This is a genomic window from Thalassoglobus sp., assembly GCF_048270125.1.
Classification (GTDB): domain Bacteria; phylum Planctomycetota; class Planctomycetia; order Planctomycetales; family Planctomycetaceae; genus Thalassoglobus.
In genome coordinates this window covers 220,578-244,856 of sequence record NZ_JBLWTN010000007.1, presented here as the reverse complement: position 1 = coordinate 244,856, position 24,279 = coordinate 220,578, and the positions used below count along the sequence as shown (strand labels likewise).

Genomic DNA, 24,279 nt, shown 5'->3' with positions numbered 1-24,279 from the left:
GCACCGATGAGACATTCCTATTCGTTCGTCTTGGCATACGTTACTCTGAGCACCCATTGAACGAATTGTCCAGAATTTCTACTCAAATATCTGACCAGATCTCTGATGCCCATTTCCGGAGACTTCAATCCGATATTGAAATTGCGTGCAGCTTCACGCGTATGCAGCTGCCGCTTCGTCAGTTGCATTCTGATTTGTCTATTCAACCTCAGCACGGTTTCGCTCGTCCCTCTCAGTCAACTCCATGCACAGGAGCCGCCGACGCAGTCGAAGTTTCTCGATGAACGTGCAGTTCGGGTGACGGAGGATGCATTGAAATGGCTGGCTGAACGCCAGAATGAAGACGGCACTTTTGGAACGGCGAGAACATCCCCGCATCAAGTCGGAGTGACAGCACTCTGCGGAATGGCGTTTCTTGCATCGGGAAGCGTGCCTGAAGCGGGACCGTATGCGGAGCATGTTTCAAAGTGTGTTCAATTCATGCTCTCCTGTTCGCAGCCGAACGGTTATCTCGTCAATACAGAACTCAAAACACATGGCCCCATGTATGGGCATGGATTTGGGACGATGTTTCTGGCCGAAGTTTACGGAATGTCCAACCGCGATGACTTACGTTTGAAACTCAAAAAAGCAGTGAACCTCATTATTGCGACCCAAAACCCAGAAGGGGGGTGGCGCTACAATCCCGTCCCTGACGACGCGGACATCTCTGTCACAGTCTGTCAGGTGATGGCATTGCGAGCGGCGCGGAATGCGGGCATTGCAGTCCCCAAAGAAGTGATCGACCGGGCTGTCATGTATCTCAAGAAGTGTCAAAACCCTGACGGAGGATTTCGATATCGGATCTTCGATGCGGCGGAATCCAAAGTCGCCCGGTCAGCGGCAGCGCTCGTCGCGCTTTACACTGCGGGTATCACAGATGATCCAGCATTGCAGCGAGGGTTTGAATACCTCAAGACGAAGCGAGGACTCAACGATGACCGAGCGTATCGTTACTATGCCGCTTATTACAGTGCACAAGCGTACTGGCACTCCGGGGGAGAGGATTGGTCGAACGGATTTCCGGTGCTGCGTGACAGGCTTCTTGATTCCGTGAACACTGATCACTGGGAGGACACCGCAATGGGAAACGAATACGCCACTGCGATGGCATTAATTGCGCTCCAGATTCCCAACAATCTGGTCCCCATCTTTGAACGTTGATCCTGTATGATCCTGAAACTCAGTTCAGCAGTCTCACTTCATTTCAGTCAGCCATTTCCAGGCAATACCCTCCAGACAATATTTTCTCAGGCATCTATTCTCAGGCAATCATGAAGCCCCGCAGCGAATCATCCAACTCGTTCCTTTACAGGCTGCTTCTTTTCACGTTGCTGCTCTTTGCTGAACCCGGTTCAGCGTCCAGTGAAGAGGTTGTGCTGAGAATGCAGGATGGCGCACAAACCGAAGTGACCAGTTTGAGTTGGGACAAGGATTCAATTCAGTTTAAGACTGCCTCTGGAGACTTGGACGCACTCCCACGGGAACAACTCAAAGCGATCTCTTTTCGAAGGCCTTACAGCCGGAAAGTCACAGAGTCCATCGGACTGCAACTCACTAATGATGACATCTACTTTGTCAGCGATCTTCTGCTGACTGAAGAACGATTTCTCGCAAAGTTTGACGACCAGGATATTTCGATTCCGATTGAATATGTGAGAGAGGTCTTCTTCGATGTCTGTGTCACGAATCTAAAGGAGAGTGCAGTTGATCCAGGATCGGATGACGTCGTCATCCTGAAAAACCAGGACGTCGTAAGAGGGGAACTCGACTCTTTCGACGACGACAAAATCAATTTCAAAACAGACTTGGGAAGCCTTAAGCTTCCACGATCCAATTCTCGATCGATCAAACTGAACCCGGCACTCGCTGCTGACATTCCCATCGCTGCCAAACATGCTCAGTTGTTCCTGAAAAATGGGTCAGTGCTTTCAACAATGCCTTCAACGAATATGAACGAGTTCGACCTTTCGAAGGAGAAGTTGAATGTTGAACTCCCAGAGACAGGAACGCTCTCGATTCTGATGAGTGACATTTGCCGCATTGAGTTCTGGGATGAACGACACCGACTCCTGAATCGGGACCAGCCACTCCGCTCTCACAACGAAGACTATTTTGGCAACATCATCTCTTTTAGTCAGAACCGGAATGCCTCCGGGCAACTGCTACTCTCCGGCGATCAGTTTTTTTCGCATGGCTATGGGGTCAGAAGTCAGTCTGAACTTATTTTTGCGGTTCCATCAAATGCCGAGGCATTGATTTATTCGGTCGGGCTTGATGACCGGGCTGACAAGAACGGGGCAGTCGATGTTCACATCAGCCTTGATGATGTCGAGGTCAGTTCACACCGACTCTCCCAGACAGATTCTCATTTCTTAGAGCATTCAGCTCTGCCAATCCATGGGCAAAAGAGCCTTAAACTCAGCGTGAGATTTGGGTTACGTGGAGACGTTGGCGATTGCGTCAACTGGTGTCAGCCATACTTTCTACTTAGAGAGTAATATCCCATTCTGCGCATTCTGCTTAAGCTTCGCGACCCGCATGATTGTCAGAATTCTCCTAATGCAGACGACCAGTTTCTGCCGATGACGAACCCTGTGTGGTCCTATTTTATTGATAGCGGTCTGTCCATTGAGGGACTCAAGACGATGTCGTCACCTTGGTATTTTGTTCGATTTGTAGCTTGTTTGACAGCCTTTTCTCTGTCAATTCATCAAGGAGCCATTGCGCAAAACCAGTTTGCCGGTTCTCAAAGTCGTCAATTTTCGCCATCAGGCATGATGATCGTCGAGGCTTCTCAGCCCCAAAACCAGACTCATTACTTCACAATTGTTGGGGCCGTTCACCGATCGGGTGTCTACTCAGCTGACGAGCACAAGGTTTCTCTGTCGAGGCTGTTGGAATCTGCAGGTGGTTTCGCCTCGGTTGCCCGCCCGACGATCCGTGTCATCGGTGGTGGCAGGGAACGGTATCGCTTTCTCTATAATCCGAATCGAGAAAACCAGCCAAACGTGCAGTCGGGCGAAGTGATTGTCGTCCTCCCAAATCCTGGGCAGATGACAACGGAAACAGAAATCCCAGTCATTCCGGTCGCTTGTATTGGCCTTGATGACCGACCGATTGTCTTGCCACTATCGACTGACATTCGAACCGTTGATGACCTCTTCAACCGGCTGAACCAGACTCAGCAATTAATGGATTCGGTAAGCATCTTAGACCCATTCGGTCGCCCCAATACGAGAATGCTCGCTCCAGGATCAGTGATCCTGTGCAACCCTCAACTTGTCGACACTCAGGCTCTGAGTTTGACGGAAGCCTTTCCGCCAGCTGTCCCTTTGACGCCTGAAACAATTGAAGAACCGCTCAGTAACAACGAAGTGCCTGAGTTCGAGAATTCCATGATTGTAGTTCCAGCTCCGCTGAGACCATCGATCGTTACTCCGATTCCGGAAAGACCGATCGTTGGCCCGGAGCCGACTTTGCCCCCTCTTCAATCACCTTCAATCTCGACCGAGACACCAACTCTGCCAAAGCCAATTCTGCCAAAGATCGAAAAGACTCAAGTTGCAAGGAGCTTCGAAAAAGCCAGCCCGAGTGAGATGCCTACGAAGATTGCGGAATACTTGAGTGAACCGCGCCAGACTGCACAGACTCAACTTCAGTCTTATGATTTGCCACTCCTCGAGAGAGAGTCTGCGGCATCAACTTCTGCTCCGGCACCATTGCCAACCACGTTCATTCCATCGGTTGCACCCGCACCTCCAGAGGCGCGTTCTGACCGCACCAATCACGGTCATCGAGTGAATCGAACTCAAGCAAGCAAAACGGGACTCGTCCCAGCAGCAGCACCTCAGAGAGCTTTGGGAAAAGATGTTCAGTTCTCAACCGTAGCAAACTCAACTCCAGAGCAGACCCAGTCTGAGACTTCAACATCAAAACGAGAGTCATCAATCTGGTCGAACCTTCCGATTGCGTTCGCTGTCGCATTGTTCGGCTTCATCTGCTTCGTCCTTTCCGTTCTCTGGTCGAGACATGAACGCCGTAATCAACGGAATCAGGTCAGCGATACAGACGCGAACACTCAACCATCAGACGCTGTTTCCGGAGAGCAGAGCGAACTTCATCAAGTTTCAATCATCTTGAATCGCTCGATCCCAATGATCGAAGAAGAAGTCGTCGTTCCCTCTGAAATCCATATTCATGGAGAACCAGTTGCTCAAGAACGATTGATCTACCATGACCGTCACGAATCACTTCGTGGCCCTCACTTTGCGAAAACTCCCAAAGAGAGAAAAACAAAAAGAAAGCGGGTCTCCCCGGCATCTCCTGTTGAGACAACCGAAAAGAATACTGAGCCAGTACGTCATCGGATCGATACTGAGCACACTCCGGAGCGAACTTCGGTAGAGAAGGGAGAAGAAACGGCTTCTCAGAACGAAGTTCATCGCGCTGTTGTCCAACCGGTGAAGCATCAAAAATTGAATTCAGCTTACGATGTCGTCGAACCTGTGCACGATGACGTCACTCATATCCCAGGTGGTCCACTCGAACGGGCTCTGCGAATCCTGGCACAGGAGCAGAAATCGTGAAGTCAATTGCATTAGACCTTGGTTGTAGTGAATTCCGTTCAATTCGTCAGGATGGTCAACGCCTCATCGCGAGAAGAGTCCCGGCTGTCTATTGCAGCGTGCCTGACAATCCATCAAATCGCAAATTGCTAGAACAGGCGAGAATTACATTTTCGTTCGCTCAAGGCGCACTCGTTATCATCGGAAACGCAGCTGAGGAACTTGCGAGGTTGATTCATTGCCCCGTGCTCCCGGTCATGATGGAAGGGCACTTCCCCTGGGATGATCCAGTCGGTCGTCAGGTTTGCTCTGTCCTCATCGAAAGCATCGTCCCTATCGCAAAAGATGCAACCTGCACTGCGACACTTCCACATTCGATGATGCGGAAACCTGCCGAACAGTTGAACGTCATTGAAAAACTCCTCAGCTTGCGCGGATATCAAACAACGTTTTTAAAACCTGCGTCGGCGTTGGCATTAGCAGAGTTACAGGAATCCGAGTTCAGCGGGATTGGAATCGTTCTGGGCTCCGAATCGATCTCGATCAGCATCACGCGTTACGGGACACCAGTTCTGGAAACGGTCTTCGGACAAGGATTTCGAACAATCGAACAACGTTTCGCAAAGAGCCGTCATCGATATTTATGGGACCAACGCGGAAATCGATATCTTGATTTGCACTCGGTCCGAAAGTGGCTTCAAGAAACAGACATTTCTCTCGAATCGCCTGACTCGGGGGACGAATTGTGGCTCGTGAAACAGTTCCATCAACTTCTCTCCGATGCATGGGCGTCCGTGCTACCCGACTTAATACGTGTGAGTCAGACTTCGCAACTGCAACGACGGTTGCCAGTGGTCTACTCTGGGGGACCGACGCACATGAATGGTTTCCCCGAATTCCTTTCGCATGTGATGCGCAAGAGTCACATGCCGTTTCGCATTCAAGAATTGCGATCATCAATATTTGGACCATACAGCGTTGCGAGAGGACTACTCGTCCACTCCACCCTGAACTCTTTATCCAGGCGATCCGCACCCCCCAAAGCCGCCTAAGGTTTTAGTGCCCGTGAAGATTCCTTTCATGACCTCATAGATTCCTCACCACGAGGCTGAACGCGAAGACCAATATTGGACTCGCCCCAGAGCATTTTTGACGCCACTCGTGCCCGTGAAGATTCCTTTCACGACCTCATAGTTTCCTCGCCACGAGGCTGAACGCGTAGGCCAATACCGGACTCGCCTCAGAGACATCGTCCAGTGCGGCGATGACGAATACGCTGTTTCCCGTTGTAGAGGACTCTGAAATGTCCCTCCTGCAGCAGCGCCGATCTGACGCGCGATTACGCACTTCTGCTTAAAACCTACTCACTCAAATCGCTGAGTAGGTTCATGCCGCATGTTACCGCTCCTCGAAAAACGTCCTAAGTTGCTCCTGCCATTGATGATGCGGAACATCTCACGATTCAACTGTTGATGGCATACCGCTTGCGAACACAAAGAGCGTTAAGTGTCGAGCAATACGAAAGTGAACTGTACACAGCGAGTGGGCATTGGCTGGGGGTGTGGCCGGAGTTTTCCTTGTTGGGAATATCCGGGCGAGCGCCCACGCCCCCAGCCATTTTCACTCGCCGCTTTTGCTATGGGGAAGTTCCTCGCTATTTCCTCCAGAGGAGCTGGCCAAAGCTCTGACAAGTTGAGACGCGAACCACAGATATGTCACGAGAATTGCCTGTCGTATTGAGTTCCCCCCACAATCGACCGGCTTGAACTGTCGCAGCCGAGTCTCACTGGTGAATCCCATTCAAGGATGAGAGGCAGACCCAGCAGGGAGTGCTATGAAGAAGAGCAGGGGGATTTGCAAACCGGAATTCTCTTTGGTTCAAATAGAAAAAGCCCGCAGCATCAACTGCGGGCTTTTTCTGATTTGGTACTGACTACAGAATGCTTGAACCGTTATTCGTAGGTTCTTGTAGGGGTTGCGACCTTTCGATAACCGAGATCACGCACAACTTCCAAGACTTCGCTCCAGGTGGGGAACTGACGCCCACTGCGACGCTTGTAGTCGTCCATCGCTTTCATGAACTCGACTTCATCAGGCTGGTAGTCACGTTCGCAGGTGGTCGGATCAATCTGTCGCCGTCTTTCGACAGTCCGGCGCGAGCTGACTCGTTTTTCTTCACCTTGGAATTCTTTTGCCTCGACGACTCTTCGATCACTTTGAGTCCGACGTCGTACTCCTCGACGATCTGTTTTTGTGTCGACAACTGCGGCTGAATCGTTCGCCATTAATGACTCCTACATAACTTGGTTGAGGGGAGTTGCGTGATGCTTGTTCCTCACTCCCTGGGGCTGACACACGCAACTTTTTTTGTGAGAGAATCCTTCAACTGAAATGTGCTTCATTTTCCCGAATAGGCAAACTCGGAGTCGAAGGAGGGGCAGAAAAGCTGGGGAATCATGTCCGAAGTTTCTGGTTGTAGCGACAAGTCATGCTGTTGCATCAACGAATTCTTGAATGTTTTTCCTCGACTCAAATCAGATTTCAAAAACTTCCAAAGTCACCCGGCGTGAATTTTCGTCAAAATCGTCAAAATCGCCTGAAAGGCTGCGGGAATGAATCATTCGTACCCGAACTATTTGATAACGGACGAAAGCAATCTGCCTATGCCTGCGCTGATGTCAGCGGCAGGCCATTTAATCAGAGTGCGACTGCCTTTCGACCAGGTTGAGTTGAATAGACATTGAAACCGAGGACGGAAAGCGTGAAATCAGAATACTCAGAGTTTGTCGACACGCTGACGGCACTCAATCGCACATCTCGCCAGTTCATCTCAGAGCAATATTCTGAATTGAATGCTGTCAGTGAGTCAGCTGCTGTTCTTTTGAAACTTCTCGCCAACGGAGGAACAGAGCATTGGACACAAACAAAACTGGCACAGGAAATGTGTGTTTCAGAATCCAGCTTATGTACGTTGATTGAGCGGCTCCGGAATGAGCAGTTGCTTCAACGTGAGCGGGATGCAATCGACCGCCGGAAAACCCGTCTGAGTCTGACACCCCAAGGACGCTTGGCAGCTGAACAAATTTCACTGACCGACAGAAAAATCGAAGCGGCATTGCAGAAGCATCTTTCGAATGAAACAAAGATCAGTTTGGTCGATGCGTGCCAGTCATTACTGGAAGCCTGCAAAAAGTCGCAGCTCGATGGCGACCTGACAAGGAGGGCAGCGTAATGCGTATTCGATCCCAAAAACTGAAATCCTGGATTACCTGTCTGATTGGACTCTCTGTGGTGGGTTCCTCAGTAGGATGTTCACGGTCATTCTGGCGGCAGCAAGCAGATGCCGACACCTACCAGGCGATTACAGAACATCTGACCGACCAACGTTGGGCCGTACCAAGAATCGATCTCACGCCGGATCCGCGGAGTCGTTTTTACGATCCCTACGACCCTGACAGTGCACCACTCCCTCCAGATGATCCAGCAGCCCACACCTACATGCATTGGGTGAATGGCTGGGAAGGCTACAAATGCTGGCATCAATTCGGAGACTTGATGAGTGTCGAAAACCCTCAGTGGTTGGCACAGTTTGGATTTACTCCAGAGATGATCGACGAGGTCACCGGAGAGTACATTGCTCCAGTTCCACAATTGGAGAATGTGAAGCTTGTCGAAGCCGTCGAACTCTCGCAAATTCATAATCGAGACTATCAGTTCGAACTGGAAAATTTGTTCCTCACAGCTTTAGCTGTCACGTTTGAGCGGTATCAACTTGGTGTTCGATATCTCGAACCGACAGGTGGCGTCTCCGGAACGTTGACTGAGGGAGGTGGCCTGGGCCGTTTCAACGTTAACTCGATCGGCGTGAGTCAATCACTTCCATGGGGAACACAACTTGTCACGAGCTTGGCGAACACGACTTTATGGTCATTCGGAGCAGGTGGTCAAAGTTCGTCCGTTTCCACTCTTTCGTTTCAGATCCTGCAACCATTGCTCAACGATGCAGGCCGAAAAGTCAACTTGGAGAATCTGACTCAAATCGAGCGGGACCTTCTGTATCAAGCTCGTAATCTCGCTCGATTCCGGAAGGAATTGTTTACAGACATCGTTCAAGACTATTTGGGACTGCTGCAACAATTTCAGGCGATCCGCAACGAAGAGGGCAATATTGAACGTCTTCGTGAACAGCTTGAACGCTTGCTGGCTGCCAATCAGCCAGAATTTTCTTCAGCAAATGTCGAAGTCGCGGATCTCGGTGCTGATTTCGAAATCCCTGAAGAATTACAGCATAAATTGGATTATCGACTCAAACGACTCATTTGGCGCGGGCTGATGACCGCCGAGGAAGAGCAAATATTTCGGAACATTCGGCCCGATCCGGAGTTTCAAGCAAAGATTGATGAATTGAAAAGCTCACTTCCTAACGTCGCGAGTGGACTAAACGTTTTGCAGGTTCAGTTTGATTTAACGAACTCGGTCAACCGCTTGCGCGGTCAAGAACGGGCTCTCCAGGACAGTCTTGACTCGTTCAAGATCAGTCTCGGTTTGCCTCCAGACATGCAGATGACAATCAATGATCGAATGCTCAAGCCGTTTGAAGTCATCGATCCTCGCCTCACCGAGCAAGAAGAACTTATCAAGGACTTTATTGAAGAACTGTATGTGGACAACGCGACAGAACCTCCACAACTCAAAATCATTGCGACGAATTTCTCCGCGATTCTGGAAACAGTCAAACGAGACGTCGTCGACGTGATCGGGGATGATCTTGATAAATTCAAAACGATCCTGCCAACTCGTTTAGAGACTTTGGAAGAACCGAGTGCTAAAGCTCAACTCCTGGCGGACTTCACGCAAGTTAAAGATCGCTATGAGGCGTTTCTGGGAGATTTCGGAGATATCGAAGCTGCAACGAAAGCGATCATTGTTCGCTTGGAACAGCCAGAGATTGACGAAGTTCTGGCTCTTCAACTTCTGTCTCAGCTGATTGACATGAGGCAGGATTTGTTGCTCAAAGTCCAAAGCGCTGCTGTGATTCAGGTGAGTTCACGCGTAGAATTGATTGATATTGCCAAATTCGATGTTTCATTGGATGAAGCAACATATACGGCAGTCGATCAACGATTGGACTTAATGAATTCACGAGCCCGCGTGATGGATGCCCGGCGACGTGTTGAAGTGATTGCCAACGACCTCAAGAGCGTCCTGGACGTTGGCATCGACGGAAGCCTCTCGACACCGTCTGGTGAGACGAACCCCTTTGACTTCCGAAGTGATACCGGACAACTCACAGCTTCGCTATCATTTGATACCCCACTCGATCAAATTAACGAACGAAACGCATACCGCGAGGCATTAATCGCATACCAGCGCCAACGCCGAAATTATATGGCTGCCGAGGATGAGGTGAAGTCGAGTGTGCGAAGTGCTTGGCGTCAACTGAATGTTCTCAAGCAAAACCTGGAGACTTCTCGACTGGCTGTTCGAATTGCCGCACTACAGTACGAATCGGCGGTTGCCGAAGGGGCTGCCCCAAAAGATCCACGGCAAGTTGCCAACAGCGGATCGAGTGGTGTGGAAGGCCAAAACTTGACGAGAGCACTGAGTTCGATCCTACAGGCACAGAACCAGTTAATCTCGAACTACGTGAGTTACGAACGAAATCGACTTAACATTTACCGAGATATGGGTATCATGGACATTGGTCCAGATGGCATCTGGAACGACCCAGTCTATCGCAACCTGGACAGATTCGACGAAGAAGCTGTCAATAATGGTGGGTTCAATGAAGACAAGAACATCAACGAAATCGATTCAGCGGTCCGGCAACTCAACGGTCTGGATCGCGGCGGCAGTCGGGTTAGTCTGCTTGGGGGGTCTCGCCCTGGCGACGAAGACGATGAGCCCGGGATTGTGGAGCTCCATCACGTTCTCGGACGGCTCGGCGAAAATCCCGAAGGATCTGCTGACCACGAAAGTGGAGCGAGGCCCTTTCCTACTCAGTTTGTCGGTGCAAGGGAATCTCGATAGCCAGAGCAACGCCACACTCTCCAGCGCAGTTGAAGGAACAACAACAATCATCTCGATTGTTCCCGAGGGAACAATCGTCGAGGCAGGCGACGTCGTCTGTGAGTTGGACTCCTCCTCACTTCGCGAGAAGGCTAAACAGCAAGAAATTACCGTCACCCAGGCGGATGCTGCGTTGGCTCAGGCAATCGAAGCTCTCGAAATACAAAAGAAACAGAACGAAAGTGATATCGCCGCCGCGGAGCTCAAGTGGGATCTCGCGAAACTCGATCTCGAAATGTACACCAAAGGCGAATATCCTCAACTGGAAAAACAGTTGAATGGAAGTGTTGCCCTGGCTGAAGAAGAATTGCTTCGCGTTCAGGAAAACCAGACCTTCACTCAAGAGCAGGTCAAAAAAGGGTACCGCACTCAAAACGAACTCGATGCTGCCCGGATTGCTGTAAAGCAAGCCGAGTTGAAATTGCAAGGTGCCAGAGAAGAGTTAAAGGTGCTTGTCGATTTCACAAAACGTCGCACCGAGGCGGAACTCAGAGCCAACGACAAAGAGTTTGAGTTGGAACTGGAACGAACCAAGCTGAAGGCCAAAGCTGCTCAAACACAGTACGAAAAAGATGTCGAAGCCCGAAAACTGACTTATGAAGTCGAACTCGAACGTTTCGAAGACAATAAGGCTCAAATCGAAGCGTGTGTTCTGAAAGCTCCGCAAAAAGGCGAAGTCGTTTACGCCAGCATGTCTGGAAGTCGCCGATCCAGCGAGCCGGTGAACATCGAAGAAGGAGCGACGATTCGGGAGCGTCAGGCAATTATTAATCTGCCCGATGTGACTCAAATGAAAGTCGACTGCCGGATTCACGAATCACTGATCGGTTCTGTTCGTAAAGGGCTTCCCGCCCGAATTCGGATCGATGCTTATCCTGGACAATACTTTAACGGGGTCATCAAAACAGTCTCCTCAGTCCCGATGGCAGGATCATGGCCTAACACCGACCTACGTGAGTATTCGACAGAAATTCACCTGACGGATGAAGTCGAAAAAATTCGCAAACTACGTCCCGGACTCACTGCACAAGTCGAGATCCTCGTTGACAACCGTCAAGACGTTCTCCAAGTGCCGATTCAATCAATTGTCACAGTCGCTGGCAAACAATTTTCTTTTGTCATCAACAAGCAAGGTCGACCGGAACGACGCGACGTAAAAATCGGTGAGTCAAATCAATCTCACGTAGAGATCCTCGATGGTATTGAAGCTGGCGAGCAGGTTGTACTAAATCCTCAAAGCCGCTTCGAAGATGAGATCAACGAATTAAAAGCTCAACTCGCAAGTGAAAAAGGTGACGGTCTTTCCGATCTCCAAACTCCTCCGGTTTCACAGGAGGAAGAAAAGCCAAAAGCGAAACCTGACAAAGAGGCTGCAAAAGGACCACCAGCAGGAGGTTTTGATCCCGCAGCCATTATCTCTCGTTTAGACAAAGATGGGGATGGGGAAATCAGCAAAGAAGAAGCCCCTGCTCAAATGAAGGAACGTTTCGACTCAATGGACAGCAACAAAGATGGAAAAATTTCCAAGGCCGAATTCAGTGCGGCCCCAAGGAGACGGTAAGCATCTTTCCGAGGTCCGACAGGGAGTTTTGATTCGAATTTCCAGACCAAACTGAAGGTCTCCAAAATCGATATTTAGAACTCCCTGACATTTCCCTGTTCGTAAATTGAAGAAACGTTTGAAGCTCCATGGAACTGACCGCAAAGCTTGTCAACCTGCAAAAGCATTACGACCTTGGTTCAGTCGTCGTGAAAGCATTGCGCGGTGTCTCTCTTGATATTCCCGAAGGGGATTTCCTGGCGATCATGGGATCTTCGGGATCAGGCAAGAGTACCATGCTCAATCTCCTCGGCGGTCTCGATCGTCCCACCAGTGGAGAGTATTACTTGCGCGGTCAGAACGTTGCTCTCCTGAGTGATGACGAACTCTCAGCGATTCGAAATGGTTTGATCGGGTTTATCTTTCAATCGTTTAATCTTGTTGCTCAGTACAGCGTTCTGGAGAACATCGCCGTTCCTCTCCTGTACCGACCGGGCTATCCACCCGTCTCTTCGGAAGACGAAGACCGATGCAACGAATTGGCGAAGATGGTCGGACTAGGTGATCGGACGGATCACCGACCGTATCAACTTTCGGGGGGACAGCAACAACGTGTTGCCATCGCCAGAGCCCTCATCAACGATCCAGCAATTATCATGGCGGACGAACCGACAGGAAACCTCGATTCAAAAACCGGCGAAGAGATCCTAGGCATGCTGAAAATGCTCAACGAGGAAGGTCGTACTATCATCATGGTGACCCACGAACCTGAAGTCGCTGAGCAGTCCAAGAACCAGATTTTCATGAAAGATGGACTGATCGCCGGACACGGTATTTTCCGGGGGTAAACTCCCATTTTCACTGCCATGGCCAATCCATGAAAGAGCATCGTTTGCCGAATTCAATCCTTCCTCACTTCCTCCTTCATTCAGCCTGACAACTCCTTCCAATGTACCATCTTCTGCGGACAATCCGTTTAGCTGTCAAAAGCTTATTGCTGCACAAGTTGCGGTCCGGCTTGACGATGCTTGGAATCGTCTTTGGAGTTTTTTCTGTGATTGCGATGCTCGCGATTGGAGAAGGAGCAAGTCAGCAAGCTCAAGAACAAGTTCTTCTGCTCGGTGCAAACAACATCATCGTAAGAAGTGTGAAGCCACCGGAAGACAGCGGCAGCAGCGGATCAGGCGGAAGTGTGTTGCGATACGGTCTGACTCGTGACGACTTCAATATCCTTGAGAGAACAGTGCCACGACTGGGAGGCATTGTGCCCGTTCGTGAAGTCGTCCTGAATGTCCGAAATCGAGACCACGACATGAATCCCCGGGTGGTTGGCTGCACTCCGGAATATCAGGAGATGAACCATTTACAGATGGCTGCAGGCCGCTTCCTCTCCGATCAGGATATTATCAACCTCGCAAATGTTGTCGTCATCGCCAGCGAAACAGCCGAACGTCTTTTCCCACTTGAGAACCCGATCAACAAGTCAGTTCAAATTGGCAACCGGGCGTATCGTGTCATCGGAATCACAAGAGAACGGACCGCCTCAGCAGCCATTGGTGGAAGTCTCTCCGGGCAGGATTACAACAAAGACATCTACATGCCACTGGATACGTTCCAGTCGAGAATTAACACCAAAGATACGATTATCAAACGGGCGCAAGGAAGCTTTAGCGCCGTGTCACTGGTGTACGACCAAATCACATTGAAGATCAATCACCCCAACATTGTCGATAATCCAGAGTTGTTGCTCTCGACCGCAGACATGGTTCGAGAAACAATGGACGCAAAGCACGCGAGTGCCCGGGACGTTGATGTCATTGTTCCACTTGAATTACTCAAACAAGCTGAGCAACTGCGAAACATTTTCAATGTGGTTCTCGGTTCTATTGCGGGAATCAGTTTGCTCGTTGGTGGTATCGGGATCATGAACATCATGCTCGCCACAGTCACCGAACGAACTCGTGAAATTGGTGTCCGTCGCGCTTTAGGAGCCAGACGAATCGACATCACCCAGCAGTTCCTCATTGAGACAATCGTGCTTTCCGGGATTGGCGGACTCGTCGGAATGGGTCTGGGGATTCTCACCCCTTATGCGTTCTGGGTCATCAAGATGATCGTCTCGAATTACATTTTGGACTCAGGTGGTCCGACATCAGAGATGACAAATATGTTCCTGACGATGACTCCGCAAGTCGCTATCTGGAGTCTTCCCGTTGCATTCGGATTCTCTGTGATGACCGGGCTCGTCTTTGGTGTCTACCCCGCGCGCTCTGCTGCTCGCCTTGACCCAATTGAAGCTCTTCGCCACGAGTAAATGACCTGCATATCCGGCAGAACCGTTATCTCTTTCCAAATGCTCGGTCGAGATGTGCGCGGTCTGATTCTTTCTTCAACTTGACCCGGTTTCGTTCGCTAACGTTCTGCTGAAGTGTGAGTTCTTCAAGTCGATTGAAGAGCGGGATCACATTAAGGTCTACGTGAAGTCTCATTCGTCCTCATCAAAAAACCTCTGCAACGGAGTCTCTCCTGGGAGACACCAGCTCGGCGGTACTTAGTTTCTGGAACAAATACAGTATTGGTCTTTCCGTTCTGCCTGGTGGCGAACGGCCTATGAAGCCACGAAAGTGAGCTTCACGCGCAGGACCAGCATTGAAAATGCTCTAGAGCTCAGGTTTTGGATCAGTTCGAATTGACTTCGTGGTGAGCGAAGGAGTCAAAGTTGATTGAAGTTTCGAAGTTTCGAAAGATTTACTCTGGAACAGTCGCGGTTGAACAAGTTGATTTTCTTGTTCAACCGGGAGAAATTCTCGGCTTGATCGGTCCTAACGGGGCTGGCAAAACGACGACTCTCCGTTCTCTATGCGGACTGACCGTCCCCACAGAAGGGACACTTTCAATATGTGGTTTTGATATCGAAAAGCAGCCACTAGAAGTCAAAAAACGGATTGCCTATATCCCTGACGATCCGCCATTGTTTCCGGAACTCACAGTTGAGCAGCACCTGGCGTTCACCGCGTCCGTTTTTTCCGTCGCCGATGCCAAGGACAAAGCGAGTGAACTTCTTCAAACCTTTGAGCTGACGAGCAAACGAACAACCCGTGCGTCTGATCTATCGAGAGGGATGCGACAAAAACTCGCCATCTGTTGCAGCTATCTTCATGCTCCAGAAGTGATTCTTCTCGACGAGCCGATGACTGGACTTGATCCACATGGAATTCGCAAACTCAAAGAGTCTCTTCAACAAAGAGCGGCTCAAGGAACGTCTGTCATCATCAGTTCACATCTGCTGGCGATGGTAGAAGACATCTGTTCGACCGTCCTGATCTTAAAAGAAGGACAACAGCGATTCTTTGGATCAATCGCCGAACTCAAATCTCTGTTCACTGCAAGTTGCGATGAAGCCACTCTCGAACAGATCTTTTTCCAAGCGACCGAAACAGAATTCTGCCAGAGCGTCCCGGCTGAAGAAACAAAATTGGCGACGTTATGAAGAGTGATAGCATGAAGGGTGACAGCATCAGTTCATTCATCCACCCGGCATTGTTTCGCCTGACTCACATGAGAATGCGAGGCCGATTGAGCTCGATGATCGCGGGTTTCAAGCAACCTCGAAAACTGATTATTTCGATCCTGGGAGCCGTCCTCGCTGTGGTCTGGCTGAGTAATGTCGTAGCCAGTATTCTGTTTCGTGAACAGTACGATCCAGAAACACTTCGCTTGTGGATGACGCTTTCGCTGACCGTCTATGCCGGGTGGCATTTCTTACGGGTCTCCTGGCAGCGACCGGACGCCTCGATTGAGTGGTCACAGGCAGAACAAAACAATCTGATCCCCAGTCCGTTCACTCGGAAAGAACTCGTTCAGTATCGCCTGGTGACTGTGCTAGGCGTGACGACGCTCAAAGCTGCGATTGGCGTCACCCTCTTACTCCCCGATCTTCCTAAACCGTGGTTGGGATTCATTGCTCTTTGGTTTGCCCTCGCACTCGTAGAATTGATCCGCCTGATTTCCGATACCGTCACGACCGGGATGTCCACACAGGCATACCGAGTATTCAGAGCGAGTGTTGTATTTTTGGTGATTTGCCTGGGATGCAAACTAAGTCTCGGAGCTCTTCACCGAACTCAAGCGGGCGATCCCAATTCAGAAATTCCAATCTTCTTTCAGTTCATAAAAAATTTCTTTTCAGTAACACTCGCTGAAATTCAATCACCGCTCGGAAAATGGATCTCTGCTCCGTTCGGATGGTTTGTTGAATTGATGACAGCTTCGACTCTTTCCAGCTCCATCCTATTGTTGACAGCAGCTGGAATCTCGACGTTGATCGTTTCTGTCTGGATACTAGTGAGGCTGGACCGGTGGAGTGAAGAATCCGTTCGCCTGCGAGACAAGGATCTTACCAGACTTCAGGAATCGGTTCTCCAGGAGACACTCAAGCATGATTTGACTCACTGGAAATTGCCGAATTTCATCGTTCGATTGTGTGGCGGGGCAGTCGTCTGGCGTCAGATGGTTGGGCTCTATCGGTATGGAACAGGTGTAACGTTATCTCTGATCCCTCCGGCAATCTTATCCGTCATGCCGTTGTTCATGACGCGTCTGAGCGACCGGTTGGCAATTATCAATTTTCTTGGCGGTTTAGTCTTTTATTCGTTCTTGCTACTCCCGGCTGCAATGAAATTTGATTTCCGAAGAGACTACAGTCATCTGTTACTTCTGAAAATGCTGCCCATCGCTCCGTGGAAAATTGTGGTCGGCCAACTCGCGACTCCAGTCATCGTCACCACACTCTTTCAGTACTCGATGATCGCAATTGCCTGTGCGGTGCGCGGCATGGACCCCGGCATACTTATCGCGGCGTTGCTTTCATTCCCCGCCATGAACTTTGCAGTTTATGGATGGGAAAATCTGATGTTCCTGATTTTCCCACAGAAGTTAAAGCAAGAAGGGCTAGAGGTCTTTCTGCGAACGACTGTTATCTTCACCGCGAAAGGCATCGCGTTCGTCGTCGTCTTCGCTTTGCTCTTCTTCTGGGCTCTTCTCTCAACAGAATTAGCGAAGAGTCTGAAAGCCTTTGTGCCGGTCCTTGGTGATCATCGACTCCTGTTCGGAATCGGTGTCTGGTGTGCAGTCAGCTGTGTTGGTCTCTTGATGACTTATCTCGCTGCCCGCCGTTTTCAATCACTTGATGCGTTTCCAGAATCCCAAACGCAGTAAGCTCGTAACTGTCCTATCCTGTTTGGAGAGATGTCATTCGCTCTCTCCAAACAGAGTCTTTGGCCTGTGGCAGAATCGACTAAGCATCCCCATCGAACGAGTATGCTAACTGGCAATCTCGCGAACTGCATGCTTAATTCGCAGTGAGAACAAGCTCCGGTGTTTCAGAAGTGCCGATCGTGCTAACGTCTGCACTCTCATCAGTGAGATACTTCAAGGCGATTTCTTCGATCTCGTCATACTCGCGATATCCAATGAAGCCATCGACCGCCACCCCATCGACGAAGAAGAGAATTGTCGGGATTGATGATGCTTCGTAATGCTTGGCGATTTCTCGTTTCTCGTCGACATCGACTTTGACGACTTTCAAACGCCCTGCATACTTCTCTTCGAGTTGAACAAGATGCGGGTGGAGTAACTTACATGGTCCGCACCAGTCAGCTTTGAAATCGACAAGAACAGGAATGTCACTGTTGATGACAGTCTCTTGAAACCATTCATCATCTGGTGGAGTTTTCGGTGTCTCTTGTGCGATCTTGTTCGCAGTGACTCCATCTCGATCCCGATCTCGGTCCTGTGGTGCGATGACAACCGCGTAAAGGAACAGCAAACCGACGAATACGGCGGCGACAAGAAGTATGATACGTTCGACCATGATGAAATTCGTCCAATTCAGAACCGGGTATTGTTTCGCGGCGTGCTCATCTGTATTTTAACGTACCAGGAATGTTTCGGACAGCGAATATCTTAGAGATCGACAATGGCGTGCTTGTCATGGCTGAATTGCTCACTCTAAACTTTTCTGCTCAAACGACGAAGTCTCTACCAGAAGAGAGCAATTATGAAATTTGTGGCTGCACTGTTGTGTCTATTTCTGACTTTGGAATGCAGGGCTGCGGAGACTCCCGCTGCGGTCAAAAATACCCAGCCGGAAACACATCCGCTGCTCTCTCCTGAACAGGCTTTGGAGAAACTGACGCTTCCACCAGGATTTCGTGCAACGGTTTTCGCAGCTGAGCCGGAAATTCGCCAACCGATCGCAATGGCTTTCGATGCTCGCGGGCGTTTATGGGTCGCTGAGAACGACACGTATGCAGAAAGCCCAACGAATTACGATTTGACTCAACATGATCGGGTCCTGATCTTTGAAGACACCGACCATGATGGACGCTCGGATTCACGGAAGGTATTTTGGGATCAGGGGCAACATCTCACAAGTGTTGAAGTAGGCTTCGGCGGAGTTTGGGTGCTATGTGCTCCGGATCTTCTTTTCATCCCCGACAAAAATGGCGATGACATTCCCGATGGGGAACCACAGGTCATGCTTACAGGATTCGATAACAAGACAATTCGCCATAACATTGTGAACGGATTGAAATGGGGACCGGATGGCTGGCTGTACGGTCGACACGGTATCACAACGACCTCTTTTGTCGGGACACCTGAGACTCCGGAAGAATTACGGACACCTATCAATTGCGGAATCTGGCGATTCCATCCGGTCACAAAGAAATTTGAAGTCGTCTCTCGTGGAACCACAAATTCCTGGGGACACGACTGGGATAAACATGGCGAATTATTTTTTATCAACACGGTGATCGGACACCTCTGGCATGCGATTCCCGGTTCACACCTCGAAAGAATGTTTGGTGAGGACATCAATCCACACCTTTATCGTCTGATGCCACAAGTCGCTGACCACTTCCACTGGAACACAGAGGAAAAGTGGTCGGACATTCGCAACACTGGAGTCACTTCCACAACCGACACCGCAGGTGGCGGACATGCTCATTGTGGAATGATGATCTACCAGGGAACAAACTGGCCACAGGAATACCGAGGAGATGTCTTTGCACTGAATCTGCATGGCCGTCGCTTCAATCGTGATCTACTTCAACGGGACGGAGCAGGGTTTGTCGCTCGGCATCGGGATGACTTTGCGAAGACAGACGACTTGTGGTTTCGTGGAATCGATCTGGCACACGGACCTGACGGCGGCGTCTTCGTACTCGACTGGTCCGACATCGGTGAATGCCATGAAAACGACGGAGTCCACCGCACCTCCGGGCGAATTTACAAGGTCGTTTACGGTAACGTCGATGCCACCCAAGTTCAGGACTACGCTCAATTGAGCAATGACAAACTCGCCGCTCAACTCTTCGAGGAAGATGCGTGGCATCACCGCATGGCCCGTCGAATTCTTCAAGAACGGTTTGTCGAAGGGCAAGACCTGGAATCTGTCCGCTTGCAACTTAAGGAAACTTTGCACAGTCAGAAACCAGTCGTTTCTCGGCTGAATGCACTTTGGACACTCCATTCAACAGGTGGAGTCAGCGACGCAATCCTGGAGCGATTACTCGAAAACGATGAAGAGGCTCTGCGAAGTTGGGCGGTACAGCTGTTCGCCCAGCAGGCAAACCCGCAAGTGGCTGCCCAGAAATTTCAGAAACTGGCGACGAATGAATCATCGGGACTTGTGCTTCAACACATCGCTTCAGCACTTCAACGATTGCCGGTAGACCAGCGACTTCCAGTCGCTGCCGCTTTGCTCAAACATACAAATTTCGCACAAGACCGTTTTCTCCCATTAATGATCTGGTATGCAATCGAGCCGTCAGTTGCACGATTTCCGGATCAGGCTGTCGAGTTGTTAGCAAGTTGTCAGCAGCCCGAAATTCAGAAATTCATCTCACGGCGAATTGCATCTGATTATCGAGAACAGAAGGCTGCAGTGGACAAACTGATCGACGTGGCAGCGACCGATCAGGGTGAGACCGCCCAGCAAATTCTTCAGGGGATTCAGCTCGCGCTTGATGGATGGCGAAAAGCAGACAAACCAAAAAACTGGGATGAGGCGAGTGCCAAAATGCTCGCAAGAAAGAACGATCAACTCACCGAACTTGTGCAGTTACTTTCGGTCACATTCGGGGATGGTCGTGCATTAGAGGAATTGCGAGCGGTCGCAGTCGATGGGGCTCAACCATTTTCAGTCCGCAGCAACGCGATTCGGGCATTAGTCACCGCTCGAGATGCACAGTCTCGCGAAGTCCTTCAGAAGCTGCTAAATGACCGAGATCTCGGAGTCGATGCGATTCGAGGCCTGGCGGTCATTGGAGATCAAAGCACTCCCCAGCTCATTGTCAATCGTTACAACAGCTTCCGGGGACATATCCAACCGATCGCAATGGAAACACTTTGCTCTCGTCCGGAGTACGCGACTGTTCTCCTCAAGGCAGTCGAACAGAAAAAAATTGCTGCTGAAGCAATCCCACCGTTTTATGTTCGGCAAATGCGCAGCTTCGAAGACGATTCACTCAAGCAGCAGCTCCAGAAACTCTACCCTGAATGGCGGCACACTTCCGAAGAGAAAGAACGTCGTGCCGACGAACTTCGTCAACTCCTCACTGAGAGTGCATTGACCAGTGCCGACATGAAGCAGGGGCAAGCAATATTCGAGAAGACTTGCTCAGCCTGTCATAAACTTTATGGGCAAGGTGGAAATCTCGGGCCCGATTTGACTGGCTCGCAACGCTCGAATTTGAACTATCTTCTCGGGAACATTGTCGACCCGAGTGCAGAAGTGGCAGAGAAATTCCAGATGTCGATTATCGTCCTGGGAGACGGTCGCGCCATCAGCGGGGTGATTCAGTCTGAAAATGACGCAACACTTCTTATCAAAACCCCCAATGAAGAAGTCACCGTTTTGAAAGAGGACATAGAAGCTCGCAAGAATTCAAAACTCTCGATGATGCCCGAGCGACAACTGGACAAAATGTCCAACAAAGAAATTCTCGACCTGTTTTCATTCTTAATGTCGAAGCAGTAAGCCTCTACGGTTCAGGGCTTCGTAGAAATTGACGGAGCGGTTTTTAGATGATCAAAGAAATTCGAAATCCGTTCCGCACGATAAACTGACCAGCCAATCTCTGGCTGGTCTGCGGGGCTTTTGATGAGAAGATCAAAGACTCGCTGTGGCGTTTGCTCGTAGGTCACCTCAAAGATCTCCGCCCACTGTTGATCCCCCGGAGCGTAGTCGGTCCGCTCCCCGTTTTCATCACGGATCTCTCCTCCATTCGTAACGAGGACATTTCCGGTTTGCGGAAGCCAGTCGACATCACACAAAAACGTGGAATAAAACCCGCCACGTTCGTAACCATCATACTCCCAGACTTGCTCCACGGTCATCTTCTTTTCATCGACCTTGAACTCGACAACCCGGCTTCGGTTCTCCTTCGCCAGCAGTTTTTTATCAAAGGGGATCGCTTGAAAATTCCCGTTATCGTAGAGCAACAGCGTCCCCTGTGGCGTAATTTCAACAGCATGTTGATGATACTGCCAATTTGGGCGACCAATCGGTTTCAACAACTTTCGAGAATGTTTTCCCTTCCACTGCCGCGGATTCCCCAAAATCCAAACCAGTTCCCCACTCTTACGATCGATCTTGATCACAGCATCCTGATGCCGCACCGAGACAAGAATGCTGTCGTCTCGGGGATCGTGCGTCACGGAATTTGAATGACTCCAGTCAAATGTCCCGCCGGGGACATTTTCATACCCGCGCGAATCCCAAAAATTGTGAAGCGAACCGTACCCAATTCGGCGGGGATCGAGTAAATCGAAGAGTGAGTAAGTTCGCAGGATAGTTCCATCGGTATGAAATTCCACTACAACATCAGTGACCAGATTCGCTTCCGGAATTCTTTTGCGAGGATGATAGGACGGGTCGAAATACGGCTTCACTTGATGCAACGATGTTGAAAGTGCAAGAAACGTCTCATCATTGAGCATCACAGCGTCATGATGCAGAGAATCGACAGCTACCGGCGTCGCGTGACGCGGAACTTCGCGGCCCAGGTTCGCGGCATTCCATTGGCGAACGACATTCCCGAACAGGTCAATTTCGATCAGGCCATCAGTGCGGTTTCCATAACCATAAAGCAGGTTGCCATTTGCAAGTTGTCGGACAATAAAGATCAGATGTTGAGCCTGATAGAACCACCGAACTCGGCCATTAGCATCGAGAGCAACGATCGCTCCGAAGTCGGTATCAGGCTTGTTCTTCTTCCAACGAATCAAGTTGAAGAGAGTCAGACCGGCTTCCATCCGCTGTGGCATCGAAAGCCGCACATCAAACTCCGGAAATATATCGGGCAGCGGTTCAGTCTCAATCTGCAACGGTTCGCTTTGTAACTCTGTTTGTCCTCCATCGTGAACGAGCGAGATTGTCACTGTGTATTGAATTTCCGGCTTGAGATCGAGCAGCGGGATCGAGTAGGCCTGTTCGTTTGCGACGAGCGAAGAATCTTCGAATTCCGTAAGTCTCTTCCTTAAAGTCGATTTTCCCTGACTATAAGAAATTTCGATCTGCACGTTCCCGGGAAGGGACTTCCTTGTCGACTGGAGAGGCAGGGAAAAGCTCAACCATCCTGCATTGGGAACCGCTCGGTTCGGATTCTGAACCCATGTCGGCGGATTCAGAAATTCAAGTTTTTCTGGGGCAGGAGAGATTGAAGAAAGACCTGCCGGCGTCTTTTTTTTTGACGCAGTTTTTTTCGAAGGAGAGGTGTTTGACGCAGAACTGTTCGACGATGTCCGCTTCGGCGTGCTCTTCCTCAGCGATGTGGTCTTCACTGACCGGTTCGTCTTCGCAAGTTCTTCCTCCACCATAGCCGCCGAGACTCTCGGATTGACGGAGGGATCTCCCTCTCCCTGGCATCCACAGAGAACCACAATTGGAAGAAGACGCTGCAATAGGCGATACATAAAAATGTTTCGACGCTCTCACTGTTTGCACTCACTGCTCACAGAGCACGAATTCCATTCACTCCTCAGCATGATGAGCTTCAACAACCTGTTTGATTTGCTCTATCTGCTGCTCGAGTTTTTTGTATTCATCTCCTGTTCTTGCGAAGCTTTTCGTGAGGTGTTCCATAAACCTTTCAGCCGCTTTCCGAACGGCCGGATCTTTATTTGTCTGAGCATTTTTATAGCGGATCTCTAAATCTTGCAACTGCGATACAACAACGTTGCGTGGAATGACAAGTTTTTCGATGTCGATGTTATCCGACAAATAAATTTTCATCGTCGGACGAAGATCGTAGACCAGTGCCATATCAGTCCGGCTAAGACTGGCTCGAGAAATACCACCGACCATATGAATTTCGTAAGTGATGGTGACCGAAGCGTCATTAATCTTTCGAGTTTGACCAGGACCAGGCAGCAGAATCAATTGAAGTTCAGGAGCTTTGGTCTCTGCAAATTCCTTGAGGACGCGATTCGCATCGGCTGTCTTACCAGCATAATACAATGATTCACTCCCGTTGACCCAAGTCATGAGAACGCGGGTTTTGTCGTTGACAGCATCCACCAGATTCGGCCAGTCGACGTAATTCTCCTTCGCGAGCGGTTGATTCCCCGATACCGATGTCGTCAGGGCAAAGCAGGATGTCGTGTAGCAACAGGAAGTCAAAAAGAACAGAAAAGCTTTCATGGCAACCTCGTTGATCTGGGTGAATGCTCTAATCTCTCTGACCATATAGTGAAAGCAGTTACGAAAAGTGTCGCAAAAAAAGAGAGTGTTCCGCTTTTAATCGTCACGTGAGGGTGCTGCAAAACGCAATTATCCACGATGGGAACTCATCAATGGATTCAATTTTATGAACAGCTCGCAAACTGGGCAATGTGAGTCCACGAACCTTCCAGCCGATAGAGGTCATCCTCGCAATCGAGCATCTTTCACAAAAACCGTTAGAGATTGCTGACGGACCAATAAAATCTTCCAGAAGCAAGGAATTCTCGCTTCTTCGCAATTCTTTGTTCGCAGGGTGTGACGATTCCGAATCGAAA

Annotated in this window: 17 protein-coding genes; 12 read left to right on the top strand and 5 right to left on the bottom strand. The window is 49.9% G+C overall.

The genetic code is table 11. The features are described from left to right. Nucleotides 1-105 precede the first annotated feature (105 nt). The 4 genes from ACN0YR_RS11155 to ACN0YR_RS11140 all read left to right on the top strand — a co-directional run bounded on the left by ACN0YR_RS11155 (nt 106) and on the right by ACN0YR_RS11140 (nt 5,659). Nucleotides 106-1,203, top strand: a complete 1,098-nt coding sequence (locus tag ACN0YR_RS11155) for a prenyltransferase/squalene oxidase repeat-containing protein (RefSeq protein WP_417849294.1) — start codon at nt 106-108, stop codon at nt 1,201-1,203. A gap of 110 nt (nt 1,204-1,313) precedes the next feature. Then, nucleotides 1,314-2,540, top strand: coding sequence for an NPCBM/NEW2 domain-containing protein (locus tag ACN0YR_RS11150; protein ID WP_417849293.1), 1,227 nt, complete (start codon nt 1,314-1,316; stop codon nt 2,538-2,540). 147 nt (nt 2,541-2,687) lie between these two features. Then, on the top strand, nt 2,688-4,628 hold the full coding sequence (locus ACN0YR_RS11145; protein WP_417849292.1) for a hypothetical protein: 1,941 nt from the start codon (nt 2,688-2,690) through the stop codon (nt 4,626-4,628). After that, a complete protein-coding gene (locus ACN0YR_RS11140) occupies nt 4,625-5,659 on the top strand; it encodes a hypothetical protein (protein ID WP_417849291.1) in 1,035 nt (344 codons plus the stop codon). Before ACN0YR_RS11145 ends, ACN0YR_RS11140 begins: the two co-directional genes overlap by 4 nt. Nucleotides 5,660-6,559: 900 nt before the next feature. On the opposite strand, the gene ACN0YR_RS11135 is transcribed toward ACN0YR_RS11140, so the two are convergent. Beyond that, nucleotides 6,560-6,892 (bottom strand): hypothetical protein, encoded by a 333-nt coding sequence (locus ACN0YR_RS11135; protein WP_417849290.1) that lies wholly within the window; start codon nt 6,890-6,892, stop codon nt 6,560-6,562. 476 nt (nt 6,893-7,368) lie between these two features. Here ACN0YR_RS11135 and ACN0YR_RS11130 point away from each other — a divergent pair, with 476 nt between their 5' ends. From ACN0YR_RS11130 to ACN0YR_RS11110, 5 genes are all read left to right on the top strand, one after another. Beyond that, the gene (locus ACN0YR_RS11130) at nt 7,369-7,839 is read left to right on the top strand and encodes a MarR family winged helix-turn-helix transcriptional regulator (RefSeq protein ID WP_417849289.1); all 471 of its coding nucleotides are present in this window, start codon (nt 7,369-7,371) and stop codon (nt 7,837-7,839) included. After that, a complete protein-coding gene (locus ACN0YR_RS11125; RefSeq protein ID WP_417849288.1) occupies nt 7,839-10,637 on the top strand; it encodes a TolC family protein in 2,799 nt (932 codons plus the stop codon). Before ACN0YR_RS11130 ends, ACN0YR_RS11125 begins: the two co-directional genes overlap by 1 nt. Continuing rightward, nucleotides 10,618-12,237, top strand: coding sequence for a hypothetical protein (locus ACN0YR_RS11120; RefSeq protein WP_417849287.1), 1,620 nt, complete (start codon nt 10,618-10,620; stop codon nt 12,235-12,237). The genes ACN0YR_RS11125 and ACN0YR_RS11120 overlap by 20 nt, the downstream gene beginning before the upstream one ends. A 128-nt stretch (nt 12,238-12,365) precedes the next feature. Next, nucleotides 12,366-13,064 carry an ABC transporter ATP-binding protein gene (locus ACN0YR_RS11115; RefSeq protein WP_417849286.1) on the top strand — a complete coding sequence of 233 codons (699 nt, stop codon included), beginning with the start codon at nt 12,366-12,368 and terminating at the stop codon, nt 13,062-13,064. Between the two features lie 101 nt (nt 13,065-13,165). Beyond that, nucleotides 13,166-14,530: an ABC transporter permease gene (locus tag ACN0YR_RS11110; protein ID WP_417849285.1), complete on the top strand. Its 1,365-nt coding sequence runs from the start codon at nt 13,166-13,168 to the stop codon at nt 14,528-14,530. 25 nt (nt 14,531-14,555) lie between these two features. Here the strand turns inward: ACN0YR_RS11110 and ACN0YR_RS11105 are convergent, their stop codons facing one another. Beyond that, nucleotides 14,556-14,705, bottom strand: coding sequence for a hypothetical protein (locus ACN0YR_RS11105; RefSeq protein ID WP_417849284.1), 150 nt, complete (start codon nt 14,703-14,705; stop codon nt 14,556-14,558). Nucleotides 14,706-14,935: 230 nt separating this feature from the next. On the opposite strand from ACN0YR_RS11105, the gene ACN0YR_RS11100 reads away from it, so the two are divergent. Both ACN0YR_RS11100 and ACN0YR_RS11095 read left to right on the top strand, forming a co-directional pair. After that, a complete protein-coding gene (locus ACN0YR_RS11100) occupies nt 14,936-15,706 on the top strand; it encodes an ABC transporter ATP-binding protein (protein WP_417849283.1) in 771 nt (256 codons plus the stop codon). Between the two features lie 11 nt (nt 15,707-15,717). Further along, nucleotides 15,718-17,433, top strand: coding sequence for a hypothetical protein (locus ACN0YR_RS11095; RefSeq protein ID WP_417849282.1), 1,716 nt, complete (start codon nt 15,718-15,720; stop codon nt 17,431-17,433). Nucleotides 17,434-17,566: 133 nt separating this feature from the next. Here the strand turns inward: ACN0YR_RS11095 and trxA are convergent, their stop codons facing one another. Beyond that, nucleotides 17,567-18,088, bottom strand: a complete 522-nt coding sequence (trxA, locus tag ACN0YR_RS11090; RefSeq protein ID WP_417849281.1) for a thioredoxin — start codon at nt 18,086-18,088, stop codon at nt 17,567-17,569. A 186-nt stretch (nt 18,089-18,274) separates the two neighbouring features. Here trxA and ACN0YR_RS11085 point away from each other — a divergent pair, with 186 nt between their 5' ends. Beyond that, a complete protein-coding gene (locus ACN0YR_RS11085; protein ID WP_417849280.1) occupies nt 18,275-21,259 on the top strand; it encodes a PVC-type heme-binding CxxCH protein in 2,985 nt (994 codons plus the stop codon). An 11-nt stretch (nt 21,260-21,270) separates the two neighbouring features. Here ACN0YR_RS11085 and ACN0YR_RS11080 read toward each other — a convergent pair whose 3' ends face one another. Both ACN0YR_RS11080 and ACN0YR_RS11075 read right to left on the bottom strand, forming a co-directional pair. After that, nucleotides 21,271-22,803 carry an aryl-sulfate sulfotransferase gene (locus ACN0YR_RS11080; RefSeq protein WP_417849279.1) on the bottom strand — a complete coding sequence of 511 codons (1,533 nt, stop codon included), beginning with the start codon at nt 22,801-22,803 and terminating at the stop codon, nt 21,271-21,273. 451 nt (nt 22,804-23,254) lie between these two features. After that, nucleotides 23,255-23,923 (bottom strand): hypothetical protein, encoded by a 669-nt coding sequence (locus ACN0YR_RS11075; protein WP_417849278.1) that lies wholly within the window; start codon nt 23,921-23,923, stop codon nt 23,255-23,257. Nucleotides 23,924-24,279: the final 356 nt, after the last annotated feature.